This is a genomic window from Lacrimispora sp. YZC11, assembly GCF_057543815.1.
The window spans coordinates 791232-811542 of record NZ_BAAJYQ010000016.1; the positions used below are offsets into that span (position 1 = coordinate 791232).

At 40.0% G+C, this 20311-nt stretch carries 12 protein-coding genes; 1 reads left to right on the forward strand and 11 read right to left on the reverse strand.

What is annotated here, in order from left to right; translation table 11 throughout:
- Positions 1-542: 542 nt before the first annotated feature.
- From AC27IJ_RS18865 to AC27IJ_RS18875, 3 genes are all read right to left on the reverse strand, one after another.
- The gene (locus tag AC27IJ_RS18865) at positions 543-6557 is read right to left on the reverse strand and encodes an S-layer homology domain-containing protein (RefSeq protein ID WP_313257075.1); all 6015 of its coding nucleotides are present in this window, start codon (positions 6555-6557) and stop codon (positions 543-545) included.
- 101 nt (positions 6558-6658) lie between these two features.
- Complete coding sequence (locus AC27IJ_RS18870; RefSeq protein ID WP_313257078.1) at positions 6659-7498, reverse strand: amidohydrolase family protein; 840 nt, start codon at positions 7496-7498, stop codon at positions 6659-6661.
- Between the two features lie 431 nt (positions 7499-7929).
- The gene (locus AC27IJ_RS18875; RefSeq protein ID WP_312444502.1) at positions 7930-8427 is read right to left on the reverse strand and encodes a DUF4489 domain-containing protein; all 498 of its coding nucleotides are present in this window, start codon (positions 8425-8427) and stop codon (positions 7930-7932) included.
- A gap of 548 nt (positions 8428-8975) precedes the next feature.
- Between AC27IJ_RS18875 and AC27IJ_RS18880 the strand changes: the two genes are divergently transcribed.
- On the forward strand, positions 8976-9296 hold the full coding sequence (locus tag AC27IJ_RS18880) for a tail fiber protein (RefSeq protein ID WP_442913612.1): 321 nt from the start codon (positions 8976-8978) through the stop codon (positions 9294-9296).
- 23 nt (positions 9297-9319) lie between these two features.
- Here the strand turns inward: AC27IJ_RS18880 and AC27IJ_RS18885 are convergent, their stop codons facing one another.
- The 8 genes from AC27IJ_RS18885 to AC27IJ_RS18920 form a co-directional block, all read right to left on the reverse strand.
- Positions 9320-10231 (reverse strand): carbohydrate kinase family protein, encoded by a 912-nt coding sequence (locus tag AC27IJ_RS18885; RefSeq protein ID WP_487150201.1) that lies wholly within the window; start codon positions 10229-10231, stop codon positions 9320-9322.
- A gap of 1 nt (position 10232) precedes the next feature.
- Positions 10233-11600, reverse strand: coding sequence for a family 4 glycosyl hydrolase (locus tag AC27IJ_RS18890; protein ID WP_313257083.1), 1368 nt, complete (start codon positions 11598-11600; stop codon positions 10233-10235).
- A 22-nt stretch (positions 11601-11622) separates the two neighbouring features.
- Entirely contained in the window at positions 11623-12495 is an 873-nt protein-coding gene (locus tag AC27IJ_RS18895; RefSeq protein WP_313257088.1) for a carbohydrate ABC transporter permease, read from the reverse strand.
- A gap of 65 nt (positions 12496-12560) precedes the next feature.
- Positions 12561-13886: an ABC transporter substrate-binding protein gene (locus AC27IJ_RS18900; RefSeq protein WP_487150204.1), complete on the reverse strand. Its 1326-nt coding sequence runs from the start codon at positions 13884-13886 to the stop codon at positions 12561-12563.
- Between the two features lie 129 nt (positions 13887-14015).
- Entirely contained in the window at positions 14016-14855 is an 840-nt protein-coding gene (locus AC27IJ_RS18905) for a carbohydrate ABC transporter permease (RefSeq protein ID WP_312444511.1), read from the reverse strand.
- Entirely contained in the window at positions 14845-15849 is a 1005-nt protein-coding gene (locus AC27IJ_RS18910; RefSeq protein WP_313153883.1) for a LacI family DNA-binding transcriptional regulator, read from the reverse strand. The genes AC27IJ_RS18905 and AC27IJ_RS18910 overlap by 11 nt, the downstream gene beginning before the upstream one ends.
- Positions 15850-16550: 701 nt before the next feature.
- Positions 16551-18305, reverse strand: a complete 1755-nt coding sequence (locus tag AC27IJ_RS18915) for an ATP-binding cassette domain-containing protein (RefSeq protein WP_487150207.1) — start codon at positions 18303-18305, stop codon at positions 16551-16553.
- Positions 18306-18659: 354 nt separating this feature from the next.
- Entirely contained in the window at positions 18660-20291 is a 1632-nt protein-coding gene (locus tag AC27IJ_RS18920; protein ID WP_487150209.1) for a glycoside hydrolase family 43 protein, read from the reverse strand.
- Positions 20292-20311: the final 20 nt, after the last annotated feature.

The window sequence follows — 20311 nt, forward strand, 5'->3', positions numbered from 1 at the left end:
AGTTTTCCTGCAATCTGTTGTTCTAAAATATGAATATATTAGCTTATACTCACACTTAAATAAGGCAACAGTTATTCTATAATATGGGCAGTGACTTGGCTCCGATGGATAACATATGCATATGACCTCTTTATAAAAGATGATCCGAATTGCATAATCCGTTGCAATCTTAATCTTACCCAGATCGAAGTATTAAACTTATCCCGATAAGTATATAAAAAACTTGGATGTCCTGGAAGTACATGTATTAAATTTGAGTTTTCATGTATTAAATCAGTTTCAGAGATTAAAAAACCATAATCTATTACATGAAATAGTTGGATAAGGATACAGTACCCGATTCCTGAGAATAAGTGTATACAAGCCTGTAAGGCAGAACTGGAAGCAAAGAAATGCCAAAAACAGCATAAAAAATGCGACCAGCTAACCGGTCGCATTCTCGAATACATTATAATTATTTTGCCTGTCTACTTGGCAAGGGCGGTTTAAAAACCATGTTGGAGACTATTCTTATTTCGTTTGTTATCAGAATCTTTTATTATTTAGATCTCCCGCATGATTCCATCTGTAGAAAAATAACAGGTTACTCCGTCAATGATTTGTGATCCGGTGACAGCAAGCCCATTTTTGTAGTACAAATACTGACCCGAATCGTTTTTCGCCCAGCCTTCGGCAGTTTTGGGATCAATAGATAACTTAATATACCGTTCCAGAATAACAGCAGCCTGGGCACGGGTAATGTTGCCTTTTGGCTGAAAACTGCCGTCTCTTTCTCCCATCATAACACCTGCCTTCTGCATGGCTATTACCGCAGCTTTTGCTTCGCTTCCCATGCTTTCATGATCCGTAAAGCTGAATTGGGAGCGGGTGATCGGCAGGGAAAAACCGGTGACTCTCGTATAGTTCTGCATTACTGCAGCCATTTCTTCACGGGTCACTGCAGCATCCGGTGCAAACAGATCAGTGCCTGCTCCCTGGACGATTCCATTCTGATGTGCCCATTCCATATAAGGTACCTCCTCATTGCCGGTCACATCAGTAAAGTTACTGCCCGTATAGCTGCTTACATCAACCTCAGCCATCTTTCCAAGGGCGGCAGCCAGCTCTCCTCTGGTCAGAACGGCATCCGGTGCAAACCCGGAATCAGAGACACCTGACAGTAATCCACGCCCAACTATATAATCAATGGATTCCCTGGCCCAATGCTTTTCTGTATCCGCAAACGCCTGGGCGGAAGCCATGCATCCCACACCATAGATAGAAAAATGGTTTGTCAGAAAGAGGATCTGCCTGCTATTTCCGTCATATACCGAATTCGCAATCCGGCTGATCCTTCCGTTGTCCTCCACATATACCCCGTACAAACGTCCTTCGGCCTCATTGTTTTCTGGTATGTAGGGAATCCCGATGACAGCAGCTCCCTCTTTCAGGCTTGTGACAGTCATGGTTTCTCCATCCTTTACGGAGCGAACGGTGATATCATAGCAGCTGCGGACACCGATTATATCAACCATTTCCACTGCGATGGTAACATAATCACCGCTTTGCCTGCAGATTTCTTCCACCACCTTCTTATTGAGACCTATCGTCACAAGAGTCCCATTCAAATCAAGGCTCTGCACATTTGCACTCACAAGACGTTCCAGTGCGTTCTTAGAAAACGACGCAGACAGGGATCTGGCATCCTTCGGCAGAACGATATTGATTGCTATGGAAATTCCGTCTGCTGTCTTTCCCTGCACTCTGGCCTCCGATTGTGCCCTGGCAATCGCCTCTGCAATGGCCTGATCCGAAACAGAGACACTGGCATAACCATTCTCTCCCACATTCGCTGTCACTGCAACATCTGCTTTGACAGGCCTGTCTGTCAAATAGGCGGAGGATTTCGTTTCTGTGGTGACAGAAGATCTCTCATCCGAAGAATCGTGACTGGAGGCGCCGCCTTCTGATGAGCCACTGCCGGAAGTATCCCCACCGGATGAATCTCCATCCGATGATCCTCCATCCGATGATCCTCCGTCCGTGTGGCCTGCCGTTCTGTCCTTGAATACTACCCCGTTTTCATCTGCGGAATACTGAAAATCACGGAGAGTAATTTCAGAAGGAATTGCAGAACCCAGCTCTTCTAACATGCTGCCTGCTCTTTTTATCATTTCTGCATCTGCTTTATTTGCGTTCAAAATTTCTGCAAATTCCGGACGTTTCAGATCGGACAAGCTTTTTCCTTCTAAATCCACTACTATCCCTTTCCCGTAGTTGGTACCGGAAACAACAGTGCCAACCCCTTTGGCCGGAAGGATTTCCAGGGAACCGCTTATCTGCCTTGCTTCGCTGTTATAATAAGCCCTTTCCACGTATCCAATTCCTGAAACTCTTCCTGAAAAGCCTCCGATATCTGCGGTTGTATTCGCCGAAACCAGCTCAACACTGGCATAATTATTGATCGCAATGCCTGCATTCATGCCGGAAATTCCACCGATCTGTATCCTGGCTCCATTTCCTTTGCCCTGGATGCTGCCCGAGGCATAGTTATTAATGATCAAAGCCCTGTTAGGAAGTGCACTTATGCCTCCCGCATATGCATAACCATCCCTGCTTTCACAGTTAATTCTGGCCTTTGCATAGCTGTTTGCTATGGTTCCTCTGTTGATGGCCCCGATTAAGCCTGCACTGTCGTTTTGCTTTGCAGTATAGCTGTTAATCGTTCCTTCTGCATAACAGAAATCAACGTACCCACCGTCACCTGCATTTTCAATATAATATCCAGACAGTATTCCTGAATAGGCAATGGAATCGCCCAAATACTTTTGGTAAATTGATGCATTTTCAATTCCAAGATTTTTAATCCTGGCCGCTTCCAGATTTGCAAAAAGACCGACCGACTTGCAGTACATTTCCGGATTTTCCGAAGAACCGACCGTCATATGGCTTATTACCTTGTTATTTCCATCAAAGGTCCCTCGGAAACCATAAACTCCTGATCCGCCTGCTGGAATCCATTCAATTCCATCCAGAGCAATATTATTTCCAAGTTTAACATACTTCCCTTCATAATGCTCGTCTTCATTTAAAGAGCCGGCGAACGCCACCAACTGCTCAGGAGTGTTTATGAGGTATGGATTCTCTTTGGTGCCGTTTCCTGCTGCAAAGATGGAGTCAGAAACATATCCATATCCAGTAATATCCCGTATGGAGGCCTTCTGTGCCGCAACTGCGATTGCACTTTTTAGAGCCTTCCCAAGCTCACTGTCACTGCCGGACTGGGAATAATTCTGATTCGATATTACGTAGGCTATGATTTCAGGGGAAATGGAATCCAACTGATTTCCTTCGCTGTGCTTCGTTATATGGATATCTGAAATACGCGCTTCCGCTACCGTCGTTTTCACATAAATATACTCTCCGCCCGGCCCTTTCGCTCTTCCATAATAAGTGCCGTCGGCCACGTCAAGGGCATCAGGTTCAAATACCGGGGTCATGTCTTCATAGGTCGTAGTTACCGTTTCTCCTACAGGCATGACAACGTCATTTTCCAACTGCCATTCTTTCAGCTTCATGAATTCAGGAAGGCCCATGGCATTCTGATTTCCCACATTGGAACTTTCACCGTTTACAAGATCCAGAGGAAAAGCATTGAAATTGCTGTTTAAAAGATCGGCAAATATCTGACTCTTCATAAATGACAGCTCTTTTGCCTCGATTCCCACATGATACGTCCCATCATAAGGCTCACCTTCGTCATTTACCCCAGCACTCACCATAAAACCAACGCTGATCACCGGACTGTTTATGCTACCATTGCTGTTCTGGACCGCGTCCGCGTTATAATAAGAGATAAACTGTCTTGCAATGCCTGTGGCCCAGCCTGAAAAGGATCCCACATAGGTTGAAAAAGAAGCTGCATTCATATCGCCAACGGCATAGCAATTTGCTACTTTACCTGCATTTACGCCAATGAAAGAGGAAACCGCCGGCATCCCTTCATTTCCATCTTCTCTGCTCGCTTTTCCTCCTGTATTGCCCAAAGCAAAACAGTTTGCAACAACACTTCTGTTTGTCATACCTATGAATGCACCGGATTCGGCAAGACCACCGATGGCCCTGCAGAAAACTTCTGCATCCGTCCAGGAATTAATGATGCCGCCTTTTATAGTCTGGCTTACCAGACCGCCTGCCCAGGCATTTGCTTTGCTGTGAGTCGTTTCGCTGGAGACATATCCCCTGGCATAGCAGCTGTCGATATATGCTTTATCTGTAACGCCGGCAAGAAGTCCGGCATAAATACTTGTACTCCTTCTGACAGAAATTACAGAATCTTCTATGCCTAAATTCTTAATGACCGCATTTTCACCTACAACGCCAAAAAATCCATAATAAGTCGTCATTTTACCAAGATTCTGACTGTCGCCAGACTCCTCTATATAAGGAGCTTCCACGGTACCTATGCGGATCCCTGTAATTTTGTGCCCCTTTCCGTCAAAGGTTCCTCTGAAATCATAGTGTCCAAGCCCGATGGGAAACCAGGTCTCACCGGAAACATCAATATCTTCCTCAAGAGCTATATAAATGCCGGAATACGTGACATCATCTGACAGGGACTTTGCAAACCCCCTGAGCTGTTCTTCTGTTTTTAGGATATATGGATCTTCTTCTGTTCCGCTTCCGCTTTCAAATATGCCGGCATCAATACTGTCATCTGCAAAAGCTTCCCCGGAGAGAATAACTCTGCCGCTATAATCCCATGCATAAATGATATTAAGAGAATCAAGCGCACGTTCAAGGTCTCCCATGTTCTGATTGCCCGCTTCTGAAATCCGGGTAATCGCGCCTGCTCTTTGTGATCTTGTTAAGCCGCGATTTAATGTGTCTGCAAAATCCGGACTATTGAGTTCCAAATCCGATAAACTCACCACATTTTCTGCAATATATTTGGTAATCGCGCTGGATGCTGTCATAAATGCATTGGGAATGCTGCTATTAAAATAACCATTAACAATCGCAGTATTGTTTGTGGCCATGCCGCTTATTCCGCCAATCAGAATTTTGCTTTGATCTGCACTTTCAACTGTGACATCGCAATTGCTGAAAACATTATACGCTGTTCCGGACTGGGTTCCGAACACTCCCCCTGCACCGCTTATGGTACCGGCATCTGTCTTGGCAGAAACACTTCCAAAGGATGCCCCATTAATCAGAATGCATTTGTTTACAGACATTCCGATAATGCCTCCTGCATAAGCACTGCTGCTTCCTGAAAGTGCAGCAACCGACACATCTGCATAAACATTGGATACCACGGATTCCTGCCCCAATTTCCCTGCGATCCCGCCAGCGTAACTGAGTCCTGTGGTATTACTGGCTTCAATGATTCCATATACCTGACAATTATCTATAACGACCCCATTCTCCGTGCTACCTGCTACGGCGCCTGCTTCAGCAGCCCCTGCTTCCCGTGAAATATTCACATCTTCCAGTTTCACGTCAGAAACTCTAGCCCCTGCTGCCAGATAACCAAAAAGACCGGCATACTTCACGGTGGTTTCCTGTATGCTCAATGCGCTGATTGTGTAGCCTTTCCCGCAGAAAAATCCTGCAAAAGGCTTTTCTTTTGTTCCGGCAGGAGTCCATTCTCCACTCAATTCCAGGTCATTGGAAAGCTCTATATACTTTCCTTGGTAATCATTGCCTTCGTTTATTTTCTGGGCAAACCGTTCAAGCTGCAGACTTTCTGCGATAATATAAGGATTCCCTTTACTGCCATTTCCATCTTCAAACACCTGGCTGCCGCCTACTACAGCTTTTGATAAGGCATCATTTACCGCTTCTATAATCCCCTCACTGCTGTATGTTGCGGAACTAATGGCATCCACATCGGTTGAATTGGCATTTATAATTTCTTCAAAAATCAGTTTTGCCTTTTCCCATTTACTTAACGTCTCGTTTTGAGAGATCTCCTGTATGTCCGTAATTTGGTTGTCAGCAATCGTTACCTTCAGAGTAATTGTACTTTTATACCCTTCGCCGCTTCCGGTATAGGTACCATCCTCATAGTCTCCCATCAGTTCTATGTTTCTTACTTCAACGGAAACCGGTTTTTCATTCTCAATCATTGTTTCGGTTTCTTCTATGCTCTCGTTTTCCGGCTTTTCTGCATCTTCTTTTGTCTCGCTGGATGCTGCTTCGGATTCTTCTGCCTGCTCTATGCCCTCTTCCGTCTCCTCGGGCTCTGCTTCCGTTTCCTCTAAGTTCTCGTCCGTCTCTTCCGCAGGCTCTTCTATGCCCTCTTCTTCGCTCTCCTCTGTCGCTTCATCTATTATGGTTTCTTCTTTACCGGCATTGTCCTCTGAAGTCAGTTCCTCTTCCGAACTGGCTTCTTGCACAGCTTCCAATGATTCTTCTGATAAAATTTCTTCAGAAAAAGAAGCATTGTTGTTTAAACTCATGTTAATTCCGCTGCCGTCTGCATATGCAGGCATAACGCAAGAACTTACCATGATGAAAACCAGCGCTGTGCTCAATCTTCTTTTAAACTCTTTCTTACCCCAAGAAAATTTCAACCCATTATCCTCCTTGTAATTGAATTAACATGCTAAGCAAACACTTCAGTTAGTTAAAGCTAACCAAATTTTACCATTTCTCCATATCTAAGTCAATTTGGCTAATGAGAATATCTTGTCATCAAATTACTTATTGATAAATTTATAACAAAAACAGAGTTATTGCCAAAGGCAGTTGAACCCACCACAAGAGTTGGTGTTACAAAAACACCAGATGCGATAATGGCATCAATTAACTCCGGGGTGTACGGCTGATCAAAGAATATATGAACGAGACCGTCAACACCGGCTTCAAGCGCTTGTTTCGTTCCTTCAACAGTCGTCACATGAACTAAAGCCATCTTTCCATGATAGTGCGCTCGTTTTACAGCTGCGCGTATGGTTTCAAGTGGTGTAGTTGGCATTTTGGGAGCACCAACTAATGTCCCGTCCTCGATAAAGATTTTGATGTAGTCCGCTCCTTTTGCCACCTGCTTATCAACGAATTTGACCGCTTGTCCGGGAGTTTTGACAAACGGGAAAATGAAACGGGTGAACAGGCGTACAAGAAAGTTATCAGGCATATACTCAGTCGGATGACCGCCGGGAGGTGTGATGCCCATTCCGGGAGAACGCAAATCAGCGATATCATTCCGTTCTGCGATCTGCTTACGCTGTCTTTTCGACCAGCTACCCATCATTTCAAGCTCTGTTGTAACGCCAAACTTTAGTGCATCGCTCAGACCGTTCATGTCAGTATGCACATGGGAGTCTATTAGTCCCAGCATCAATGTCGCACCATGACCGTCAATAACAGTTGCACCAATCGGCACTTTTCCACCTACGGCTTGAATCTTTGCACCGATAATTACCACGCTCTTTTTGTCAATTACACGCTCTCCATCGAAAATTCGTACATTAGTGATAGCGGTAATCTGATCTTTTTCAGATTTCTGATTCATATAAAAACACCTCCGTTTGATTGATAGCGTCAGTATACTAACGCAATATAAACGGAGGTTAAATTCTATATAAACTAATGTAAACACAAAGCGTGACTATAAAATAGTTCCCTTCAAAACCTCGCTTTCCAACGTTACGTTGCCGCCGCGCAGTTCCACTTTCGCTTTACCAGTGAAATCGGGTGCTATGCCTATGTCGTTGTCCGATATGATACAGCTTGTTTTTCCGTTACTGGCTGTGATTGTTATATGAACTTCGCCGCCTTCCGGTGAAAACTTGATCGCGTTTAAAAATCACAAATGATTGCAGGTACCAGATATCAGCGATTCTGAAGTTTTTCATTTTAAGGCGACTTCATTCAGCAGAATCCCCCTATTCTCACTAAGAAGAGGGGGATGGCTACAGTAGATTGTATTGATCTGTGTTGAATTTAGCTGTCGCAGCAATCGTCGCTAATAATGGCGCTGAGTGTCGCATTACTGACAAATGATACAGAAACAGTGGCAACAGTAACAGTAATTACAACAAAATAAGCACAGCAACCATCCATACAAAAATCATTGTCGCATACAGTAAAATTAATGGTATCAGCTTCTGTTGTAGCAACAGCTCTGGTATAATTAAAAATTCCACTGACCGGAATGGGTGCAGACAGATCTGAACACTGTCTAAAAATTTGAAAACTAAAGCCGTCTATTACATCTGTGCTTACATTTGCAGTAAATGAAAGCTGGATGCAGGGATGCTCAAATTCAGAAGTATCGATCTGTAATGTGGCAAGTCTTGCTGTTGTGCCTACTGCGGTTAAATTAGGAAATGCAACAAATCCGGGGCAACCGCATTTTAACACAGTTCGGGTTAGTTTTTCAAACTTCTTCTCACTGTAACATTCATCACAGCTGCATTCGCATTCAAGTGTTTGATTCATATCAAAAACCTCCGTTATTTAGGAATTGGATTTTATAAGAAGTTGATAACAATTAGACAAATTTCATCTTAGTTATATATAATAATATACTATGATGATATTTAAAGTGTGAGTATACTTGAAAAAGATATCTTATAATTGGCCTCCTTCTAATATGAAAGATCCATATTATATAGGGAAAGAGAACATAAGTGTAAAAGATATTGTTAAGACAAAAATCATGAATTGAAGCAAAAACCTTGAAATCTGATGATACAATTGTTTGATATACGTAAACAAATTTATGGCTTGGGTAATGACGGCGCGGATGAGCTGGTAGGAGAAGAAATCCCAGAAATTGGTCTATTTGATTCGGACGGGGATCTGGTTGTTTACCGCACTCTCTCACGCAAGGGCAAGGATGCAGATTCCCCAGAGCTATGAAATGCCGGAAATATTTTAAGAGGGTTTAAGAGATGCTTTTTGTGATAAAAAGAATCTGCCGGAGTATACGGACCAGATCCGCACGTGGGACCGGGAAACCCTGGCAGATGGTCAGGTAATGGCCATTGAGATCGAACGGCAGACAGCCGAATGGAATCGCCCAGCTTGATGGAACCGGAAAGGTCCCGGAAAGTCAGCTTCCACCTCAACAGGTAATTCCAGATGCGTCTGCATCTCAAAAAGGTATTGTACAGTTAAGTAACAGCACGAACAGCGACGATTTCCGCTTGCTCCACCACGATCCCCGCCTCATTTTTCTTCATGATACCGGCCATGTCTTCACCCACATATGTAAATGGCTCTGTGCCCACCGGGCACACCAAAAAGATGGACAATCACATAAATTGTCCACCTTCTTATATAATTATTTTAATCCGTTTTTTTAATGATTTGTTTCACCTGATTTGTTTCACCTGATTTGTTTACGATGTTTTTCTGCTATCTCTAATAATTCCTTCTCATTTACATAACGTGTTAAACACCCAATCCCTTGTACACATAATCCGCCGGTAATGTTACCAAACAGTATGGCATCTTTAATGTCATAATCATGATATAAACCATAAATAAAACCGCTTAAAAATGCATCTCCTGCTCCTGTAGCATCTACTGCTTTAATATTCTCTAACGGAGGAATGATATGTGTAGTATCACCTTCTACAAGCATACAACCGCTCTTATCAAGCTTGATAATAACCTGATCAAAATATTCTTTTAGTTTATTCGCTGCATCCTGCAAATTCTTTGTTTTCGTAATCTCTAACGCTTCTTTCTGATTTGGCGTAAAATAATCTGCAAGCTTAAGATACTCTGAATATTTTTCTAAAGACATCCCGTCTTCCCAGCCAACATCAAAAACCAATATTGTTCCATCTTCTTTTAACCGCTTATATACTTCTAAATACCCCAGTTGCATATCTGCTATTTTTGCACCTTTTAGTTTATTGTATATCTTATCCTGATCTTCTTCATAAAGTGTAAAGTGATTACGATAAGAGATAAAGGTACGATCTCTTTGTGTTGTGACTATAGAGGTTATGGCCAGGGGCATACCGTTTCCATTGTAAATATTATGATAGGATGTATTATAGTGTTCTAACTGGGTTTTTGCATAATTAGAAAACATATCATCTCCTAAGAAAGTACATAGCTCAGTAGGAATTCCAAGGCGTGCCAGGTTAATCATAGTTGCCGGAATTCCCCCGCCTAACTGAATATCAAATTCCTTGGAATATATTTCTTCCCCTTCATTGGGAATTCTCTCAATTCCTGAATAAAGGATATCCACATTGATCATTCCGACTCCTGATACGTGCTCCATTCTACTTCCACCCCTTAATATATTCTGTATTGATACTTAGGTATTGTTCCATTAAGGCCCTGGCCAGGGAATAAGAATTCACCAGCGGATGCAGCATGAGACAATCCACTGCTTCCTTTTTATCCCGGTTTCGAATGGCGGAAGAAGCCATTCTTTCATAAGACTTTACTCTTCTTATCAGCTCCATTTGAAGTTCGCCCGGTTCTTCGATCTTATGAGGGATATAACCATCTCTGGTAATGGTACAGCTGATTTCAACCACATCCGTATCCTTTAATCCTTCAATCGCCCCATTGTTGGGAACGCAAAGAATCATATTTTTTGGCTCTCCAGATAATTCTGCCTCAATATATTTTAAAGCGACCCCAGCATAGCCACCACTATCTTTCTCGTTAATATCAAACTTAAAAGGAGGTTTATGGCTTTTAATCCCCGTTTCATTAGCCATATAAGCGCTCTCTCTCCTGTCATACCATTGTTCATATACTTTTAAACAATGATCAAAGTCACCTTCGATATCCATTTTAGATAATTCCTCTGTCATATGTAGATTAATGTCTTTAATCACTTCACCTCTGGTTACTTTTGCTGCAAGAATATTGGATATGGCTTCCTCACGATAATAAAAGTAATATAAATATTCATTTAAGATACAACCCAAATGCAAAGCTAGTTCTTTATCAAAAAACCGCATATCAGTAGACTCATATACACGGTCATCTGCCAGCAAATCTGTCATAATCTCTTTACCATTTAACTGAATGCTCTTAAAGAAGGAAAGATGATTAAGTCCATAACATTCTCCTGTTATTTCATCCTGACTAACACCGTACAGTTTGGCAAAGGAATGCAGCAAACCGCTAGGTGCATCACAGATTCCATAAGTAAAATCAAATCCCATATCCCTTAAAGTCTGGGAAACTACTCCCGCAGGATTGGTAAAATTAAACACTTTTACTTCTTTTTTTGCATGTTCTTTTATTAGCTCACAGTATTTTACCAGAGCAGGAACGGAACGCATTGCAAATGAGAAACCTGCCGCACCTGTTGTCTCCTGCCCTAACAAATGATAGGAAAGGGCTATTCTTTCATCTTTAACTCTCATGTCATCTTCTCCAACACGTATGGTAGTAATGACATAGTAGGCATCTGTTACTGCTTCCACAGGATCGGTTGTGAGAGCAAATATAAGAGAAGGATCAATTCTTTTTGCAACTTCTCTTGCCATCTTTCCATAAATATTTAATTTTTTCTCATTATTATCCATGAATACAAGATCAGTGATTCCTAATCTTTTCGCATTTTGGGATAGGCTCTTTGCAAGAAACATTGAGCGAACTCCACCACCACCTATTACTGTAATCTTCATTCTTATTCTCCTAACCTTTTTATTAATAATCAGACTCACTCATACGGAACAATTTATTAATTGCAAAAACAGCAAAGATTCCTAAGATAATCAATAAAACCCCCATCATATTCGCATATCCATAATTATTATCTGTCAAAGAAGTTTTATATAGATATAGAGGCAGATTAAGGGTAGTATCGCCAGGTCCGCCGTTGGTAGTTAAATAGATTAATTCAAATTCTCTTAGCATACTGGTTGCTGATATAATTACACAAGTTCCAAGAATTGTACGTACCAGTGGCAGTCTTATTTTAAAGTCAATTTGTAAACCGGAGGCTCCGTCGATTTTCGCCGCCTCCATTACTTCATCAGGAACAGACATGACACCTGCCAGAACAAGTATCATAACCAGGCCTGCATACAACAACCAGCTCCAGGTCACGGTAAGAAATGCTGAGTTCTGATCAAAATACCAATTTTTAGAAAACTCATTACCGGCAAAAGTACTGATCATGGAATTAAGCAGTCCATATTTGGGGTTAAATACATTTAAAAAGATAACCCCTAAGGCAGCTGCTGAAATAACATTGGGTATCATGAATATAGTTCGAAAGATCTTCCAGCCTTTTATTTTACGGGATAGTATTAATGCGGTAATGGTACCTATTCCTACGTGGACAGTTGATTGGAGCAAAGCCCATATTCCAGTATTTTTTAATGCCTGATGCATTCTTGTATCATTTACAAAGGCCTCAATATAATTATGAAGACCAACAAAATGAAATACTCCGCCTGATTTCCACTCAAAGAATGAGGTTACAAATACAATTCCCATGGGTATTAGATAAATTAAAGCAAATAGCAGGATACAAGGTAATAAGAAACATACCATCATTCTTTTTTTTACACGCAATCTCTGTCACCTCTATTCTTCTCTCCCCTGCCGGTAAAGGCAGAGGAAAGAGTTGATATTGTCAATTAATTTTTCTCTGCTGTTTTGGTTAAAGCGGTTGCAAATTCTTCCGGAGTTATTTGTCCTTGGGCAAGCAGTGGATATTGAATGCTTATCTCATCAACCACGTTGGCATACCATAAGCTTTGAAAATCATTAATATTTCTAGCTGCCTGGTTACCATTTTCTACAACATCATTTACAAGCGGATAAATGGTATCGGAGGTTACATGAATCTCAGCCGGAATTTCTCCTGTCATTTCCAACATTTTTTGTTGGCTTTCCGCAGATGTCATAAATTTAACAAATTCAAGAGAAGCTTTTAATTGATCTTCTGATTTAGATGCAATATTAAAACCAATCTTGCCACTGTTATACATTACATCTCCCGGGAACATTGCTGTTCCTATCTTGTCAGCAAAACCTTCTTCTACCATGGAAGTATCATAGAAATCACTAACCATCCAAGGTCCATTTGCTATCATTGCTGTCTGTTCCATAAAGAAGTTACTTGCACCATTCTCATATTTTCCGCCAATTGCATCCTGAGTCGTATATTTCTGAAACAATTTTTGAATCATTCCGGCCGCATCTATGAATTCCTGGGTGTTATAGTTTTTAGGAAGTGACGTATTCATAAACTTTTCGCCTTCATCATTAGAAGCAATCATGGCACCCAACAATAATGAAGTTAGCCAGCCTGAATCTGCAGTATCCATTGATACTGGCGCAATACCTGCTGCCAATAATTTGTCACACTGATCAAAGAATTCATCCCAGGTTTTTGCTGGTTCTTTGATTCCCGCTTTTTCAAAAAGCTCTTTGTTATAGAAATATCCAATCACCTGTCTGGAATATGGAATTCCATAGATATGCCCGTCTCTTGAATTGACATCCCAGCCTACTTCACTGGTTGAGTTTTTCCATTGATCGTCCACAAAAGGAGTTAAGTCAACCAGCTGATCTTTCATAGAATCAATTAAGTTGTAACCTCCTGTACTAATTACATCCGGTAAGGATTTGGAGGAGTATAAAACTTTTAATTTATCCACATAAGCCTGATCACCGGCAATCTCTTCTACTACAACCTTATATTTATCCGAATATTGTTCATTAAATGCACTTAAACGATCATTAAACCATTCTGTACTTGAACTTACTCCAACCCAGGAGGTAGGAAAATTAATTTCAATTATCTTACCAGATTCGTTACCGCCATCCGATACCTGTGTATTGCCGGTATTAGATTTGTTTCCGGTTTCTTTGTTTTTTGCCCCACACCCTGACAACATACCCATGACCATAACCCCAATCAATAGTACCCCTACTACTTTCCTAAGATCTTTTTTCATAATAAATCCCCTTTCTTTGATACATTATATTTGAGACACCATCGTGCCTAAGCCCCGAAATCCCCGTTAACTTGTATGATTTTACTTATATAAGCAAGCGAATCTTTAATTAAAGTGATTTTTTTCAGCCTAACCTTTAATTGAACCGGCTACCATACTATCTGTCACTTGTTCCTGCAGCAGAGTATAAATTAATATACTTGGAATGATCACCATAGCCAACGCTGCAAACATCGCCGTGTAATTAAATGAAAACTGAGATGTAAAATAATTGAGTGCCAATGGCAGTGTTCTTGCCAATGTACTTTTTGTTAAGATTAATGCGAACATGAATTCATTCCATGAAGTTAAGAATTGGAGTATTGCTGCAGTTGCCAACCCCGATTTAGCAATTGGAAATACAATTAAAAAGTAAGTTTTTGCAAAACCCGCTCCGTCTAAATAAGCTGCTTCTTCCAATTCTACCGGTATACTCTGGAAATAACTCTTTATAATAAACAGCGAGGAGGGAAGCCCTAATGCTGCGTATACAATGATCAGTCCGGTTTTCGTATCATACAGACCAATTTTTGTCATAATGATATAGATTGGCATTAATAGAGAGGAAGTAGGTATTAATAACGAGGAGGAAAGTAATAATGTTAAAAATGTTTTCCCTTTAAACCGACATCTTGCCAAAATATATGCTGCCATTGATACTACAAGAATATTTAGTATTGTACTAGCCATGGAAATCAATAAACTGTTATTGTAAAATTTAAAGATAGGAGCCAGTTTAAGTGCTGCATTATAACCAGCCAGACTAAAATTTGAAGGTAATGCGAATGCAGATGATAAAATTTCTTTGTTCGTCTTAAATGAAGACATTATAATCCATAATAATGGTCCAATTGAGATAAACACAAAGAATATCAGATAAATCAGTCTTAATATCTCAGATACGAATGCCCCTATTCTTTTATTTTTCATATATATTTACTCCCTTATTTACAGTGCATGTGTCACGCTTTACAATCTTATATGGCAGTGTAATCTCTACTTTATCGTTTACATTGTCTAAATCCTGAAAAGCCTCTAAGGTTTTCGTAACAAATTCTTTGATAGGCTGATGTATCGTGGTTAACCTTGGTATGAATCTGCTTGCCATGGCAATATCATCAAATCCCAAAACCGATACGTCTTCCGGTACCTTAAGCCCAAAATCATGCAAAGCTGATATTCCTCCCATTGCCATCTCATCACTGAAAGCAAAAATAGCGGTAAAGTCTGTTTTCTTGTCTAAGAATTGTTTTGTTAACCGGTAACCAGTTTCATAAGTAACAGTACCGCATCCTAACATTTCATTTTCATTTAAATCAACTCCTATCTCATCAAGCGCACGTTTACAACCAGTAAACCGCTGAAAAGAAGATCCTATATTTTTCAAAAAATCCGAAAGAATTATTATCTTTTCATGCCCCAGACTAATTAAATATTTAGTTCCTTCATAGGCGGCTGCAATATCATTGATATGAACCATTTCTGACCTGCTGTCAAGAGATCCTCCTGCAAACATCACAGTTTTAATTTTCTTGGAAGCGATGTAGTTAATAATATCAAGGTCAATGAATTCATCAAAATATATCACGCCAACAATGTTCATTTCCTTAAAGAATATCTTATAATGTTCACTGTCCGGTATGGTTGGTATAAATACAATTCTGTAATTATATTTTGGAATCTCTTCTATCAATTCTTTTAACACTTCTCCATAAAAGCCTAGTTGTAAATTAGGAATCAAAACTGCTATAACGCCATTATCTTTGCACTTCTTAAATCTTGGTGTATATCCTAACTCTTTCGAAGCATTTTCAATCTTTCTGGCAGTATCTTTACTCACAACACCACGGCCAGAAAAATATCTTGAAACAGTAGCTGGAGAAACACATGCAACATTTGCAATATCTCTAACTGTCAATGGCATTACTTTCACCTCTTTCAATTTGTTTCAGAAACAATAATTGTATATAATTACTATATTTTTCATATTTAAACCAATAATTATATCATATTTAATAATCAAATCATAATGTAATAAAATATCTTTGTCAATATAGTCATAAGTTTTACATCTGTTTCATGATTGTTTCATTTGTTTCATAGATTTTTTGATATAAAATATCCAAAAGGGGCGTCACAAAGGCATAAAAAAGGAACCTTTGCTTCATAGCTTAATTAGCTATGATATGGTCCCTACTAGGTCAATGTCATTAAGTTAAGCGATAAATCCAGATGCTATAATCACCTAGCATCTGGATTTATTTTTTTCTCAAAATCCCTTGAAAAATCCGTTAAAATCGGTTGCCAGGCCTCCTTGGCGTTAATAAAAATAAAAGCTGCCAACACTAAAACCCCCAGTGTACTGAGGGGTTTTAGTGTTGGCAGTTTTCCATTTAATAAAACAAAATCTACATTCCACTGGCGTAACACTGTTTTACAATCTGTAATAGAATTTATCTAATCCTAATCTATTTAATAATTTGTTACCTCAAACAATATAACAGTCCATCGCCCTCTTCAAACTCCACATTTACGTTGGTGTGCCTGCTTTTTTGGGGGAAAGGATTACAACCGTCTCCACATGTGCTGGAACAGCAGTTCTATACTATATAATGAAAATTGAAATTATGCCATTGACATTTTCATTTTTTTAATAATTTCTTCTAATGACTCCATCAGAACCTTTGCCTTTTCAAATTCATTCGTTTGAAGCAGTTGTTGAATTCTGGTTTCTGTCTCTTTTTTCTTTTGCTCCAGCAGCAGATAATCTTTGTCAAAATGATTGGCATAAATCATCTGTCGGAATTTACGGCTGCTCATTCTGCGCACAGTATTGTTTTCTACCAAAAGTACATAGTCCATGCAATTGGCCACCGTATAATAATCATGGGATACCATAAGAATTGCACCTTTGTACTCTGAAATCGCCTGTTCTAATGCAATCTGCGCATAAACATCCAAATGCCCCGTCGGTTCATCCAGCAGCAGGAAGTTGGCTTTTTTTAATGAGAGCACCGCTAATTGAAACAAATCTTTTTCTCCACCAGATAATTCACTCACTTTCTGGCCAAGCGTATCTCCTTCAAAACCATATTTTTTCAAATAGTCCTCTATATCATTTTTTGTAACAAACCCTTTTTCTTCGAAAATTTCAAGCATCGTTTTCGTGTCGTCATATAATGAGCCCGTAATCTGGGAAAACATGCTGACCTTTGCATCTTCACTAATCCTGATCGTGTCTTTCTTATTTTCAAAGATTTCACATAGCATTGTTGTTTTTCCGGTTCCATTATTCCCCACAATTGCTACATGCTCTGCAGGCTTCATTTCAAAATTCACATGCTCTAAAAGCTGCTCATCAAATGCAACGCTGTAATCCGTCAATTCCAGAATATTTTCATCTGTCACTTCGTTTTCCAGTCCAAAATAAATCTCCGGCTGTTTGATATCCACGAAAGGAGCCTTTGTTTTTCTTGCTTTCAGCCGATCCACCAAGGTCTGTCTTGCGTGTACGGCTCTTCCAAGGGATGCGTTGTCCATTTCCGACGCTCTCGCTCTGGATTTTTGTAAGATTTTACTTTGACGGTCAATCTCAGCTTGGTCTGCAGCTGCTGCTTCTTCTAAATCAATCTTCGTAGCGAGAAGTTCATAATTATATTCTGTATAGGTTCCATCAAATTCCTGAACATCCATATTTTCCATGTGAAGTATCTTGTTAAAGCAATGGTTTAACAAGTACCGGTTATGCGTGATAATAAGAAGCGTTCCTTTGTGGGCATTGATCAGATTTCTTAACGCATTCAGATGTTTAAAATCTAAAAACACATCCGGTTCGTCCATAATAAGAAACCTTGGACTCAGCATCATCTCTCTGATTACCTGAACCAGCTTAAATTCTCCACCACTCAGACTATTGATCTTCTGTTCTTCTAACTTTTGCAGATTAGCTAGTTTTAATTGCTTCTTAATATTGATTTCGTAAGACTCACCATCAATCGCATTCCATTCATCTAATTCTTTTTGATACCCCTCGAAGATCTTTTCCAGATCTACAGCAGTCTCCATTTCCTTACAAAAGTCAAATATTTTCTGCTCATGCTTTACAAACTCATCGCTGATATACTGAAACACGGTCATATCTTCTTTTGGGTCTAATTGCGAAAATTGACTGACATATCCGATTCTGTCTGTGTTGTCAATTACTATTTTTCCATCGTACAGATACTCTTCGGAGTGCATCAGTAAATCGAGTAACGTACTTTTTCCTGTACCGTTGGTACCAATCAATGCACAATGTACATCATCTTCTATTGTAAATGAAACTTTTTTATATAAATCCTTTTGCGGATACGAGTAGGACAAGTTTTGAACTTTAATCATGATTATCTCCTATGGCATTTATTTTTAACATAATTTGACACAAACTTCACAATGCGGGGCAGCCGTTCTTTTATACTTCATATCAAAATCCCTCTTTCCACCACCTACTATTAATTAAACAAGAAATATTTTCAACTTTCCAAATACTTGATTACTATTGTACAACAAAGAACCAAATCTCACAATAAAAAACAAGGCACAGATTATTATTCCTGCCCCTTGTTTAAAATATCGGCTCATAAACATTTCATAAGTAATTTATAATACTATTTTGGTCACAATTCTACTACGCTCTCCACATTCCATGTTACTGCAATTCTGATGACCGTCGTTGATGAGTTCTTCTTGTATTACTTATAAAATATCTTCGTATTCAAAAAAATCAAAATCTGCAAAATGTTGGTGAAGCATTCGATCTGCACAGGTCATACCTACAAATGTTCCTGTAAACTCTCCATATTTACAATATTCATCTGAAAACTTCGTAGTATCAAACTCTTTGCCAATCCGAAAATACTGTTCTCCATCGTAACTCCATTCAAAAAAGGTCTTTCTATTATCAATTCGAAGCCGGAGATAAACAGGCACATCCTTTACCGGAGTTCTAGTATCCAGATACTCTGTTCTTGTTCCGTTTTCCAACTGTATCACGGAAATAGCACTTTGTCCCAATGTCTGACTATAATATTTTCTTAAATTGATATAATTCATATTATCATAATACATAATCAATCCTGCACTATGCTGATATATCTCCGGCTTAAATTCCATTTTAGTGGTTATGACTGCATTTACTGAGGTTAACTTTCTGGCAAGGATGCTCACTTTGTTTAGTGATGTTCTGGATTCCTGACCTCGAATACGCACATATCCTGGCCTTGCTTTGACATCTGTAAAGCTTTCCGGTGAAATTCTTGGTGCACAATACTGGATTCCTAATGTATCACTGTTAAAATCATCAAAGTCCGGGATCTGTGGCATCGGGTATTCCGGAAGCTTGCTTTCTTCAAAATTTTCTTTTGCAAAATTGCTTTTATCTGCCATGCGCAGCCACCCATCATCTGTCCACGTCATTTTCTGCATGGCTGTTTCTCTTCCCAGTGTACACCGCAGCTCTGGTACAAACGGTCTGGCTGTTAAGTGTACCAGATAAACTTCTCCCAATTCATTTTCCACATAGCTTCCATGCCCTGATTTTTGCAGCGCGGACTCTGGATTGTAATATTTCGGTTTTAAATGATCCGGATCTTTTCTTTCGTTAAACTCTCCGGGAATAGAAGTCACGATTGGATTCATGGGATCTTTTTCATAAGGACCCCAGACATTTTCTGAACGTCCCATAGTTACGCTGTGACCATACCCTGTACCGCCTTCCGCACACATGATGTAATAAAATCCTTTGCGCTTATACAAATGGGGTGCTTCAATGCAGCCTCTGTCTGTCCCCCCATGCCAGAAACGTTTGGGATAACCGATAATCTTCTTTTCAACTGGGGAATACTCTGCAATACAGACTGCCCCCGGCTTTTCATATCCTTCCCTCGTCTCCCATTCCAGTGAAACAATATATTTCTTACCGTCATCATCATGAAGGATAGACGCATCAAAGCCTGCCGAATGAAGATAGATTGGTTCACTCCATGGACCCTTTATATCACTGGCTGTAATCAGATAGTTATCTACATCGAAATATCTTGCGTTCATAGAATTCATAACACCATAGATCACATAAAACAGCTTCTCTTCTTCGCAATATGTTAAGCATGGTGCCCAGATTCCTTTCGCGGACGGTAATTTTCTAATATCCGCCTGTTTTTCACTGCGAATGACATGAGTATACAATTCCCAGTTTTTTAAATCTTTAGAATGATAAATGGGAAGTGCCGGCATCCACTCAAAAGAAGATACTATGACATAATAATCATCTCCTGCCTTACATATACAGGGATCGGGATTAAATCCTGGAAATATTGGATTTTTCATCATATGATTCGCCTTCTCCTTCT

Bases quoted from the DNA above. Each gene is read 5' to 3' on its own strand.
- AC27IJ_RS18905 (WP_312444511.1), bottom strand. From the start codon at position 14,855: ATGAAAAATAAAAGAATAGGGGCATTCGTATCTGAGATATTAAGACTG.
- AC27IJ_RS18875 (WP_312444502.1), bottom strand. From the start codon at position 8,427: ATGAATCAAACACTTGAATGCGAATGCAGCTGTGATGAATGTTACAGT.
- AC27IJ_RS18900 (WP_487150204.1), bottom strand. From the start codon at position 13,886: ATGAAAAAAGATCTTAGGAAAGTAGTAGGGGTACTATTGATTGGGGTT.
- AC27IJ_RS18920 (WP_487150209.1), bottom strand. From the start codon at position 20,291: ATGATGAAAAATCCAATATTTCCAGGATTTAATCCCGATCCCTGTATA.
- AC27IJ_RS18915 (WP_487150207.1), bottom strand. From the start codon at position 18,305: ATGATTAAAGTTCAAAACTTGTCCTACTCGTATCCGCAAAAGGATTTA.
- AC27IJ_RS18890 (WP_313257083.1), bottom strand. From the start codon at position 11,600: ATGAAGATTACAGTAATAGGTGGTGGTGGAGTTCGCTCAATGTTTCTT.
- AC27IJ_RS18870 (WP_313257078.1), bottom strand. From the start codon at position 7,498: ATGAATCAGAAATCTGAAAAAGATCAGATTACCGCTATCACTAATGTA.
- AC27IJ_RS18885 (WP_487150201.1), bottom strand. From the start codon at position 10,231: ATGGAGCACGTATCAGGAGTCGGAATGATCAATGTGGATATCCTTTAT.
- AC27IJ_RS18910 (WP_313153883.1), bottom strand. From the start codon at position 15,849: ATGCCATTGACAGTTAGAGATATTGCAAATGTTGCATGTGTTTCTCCA.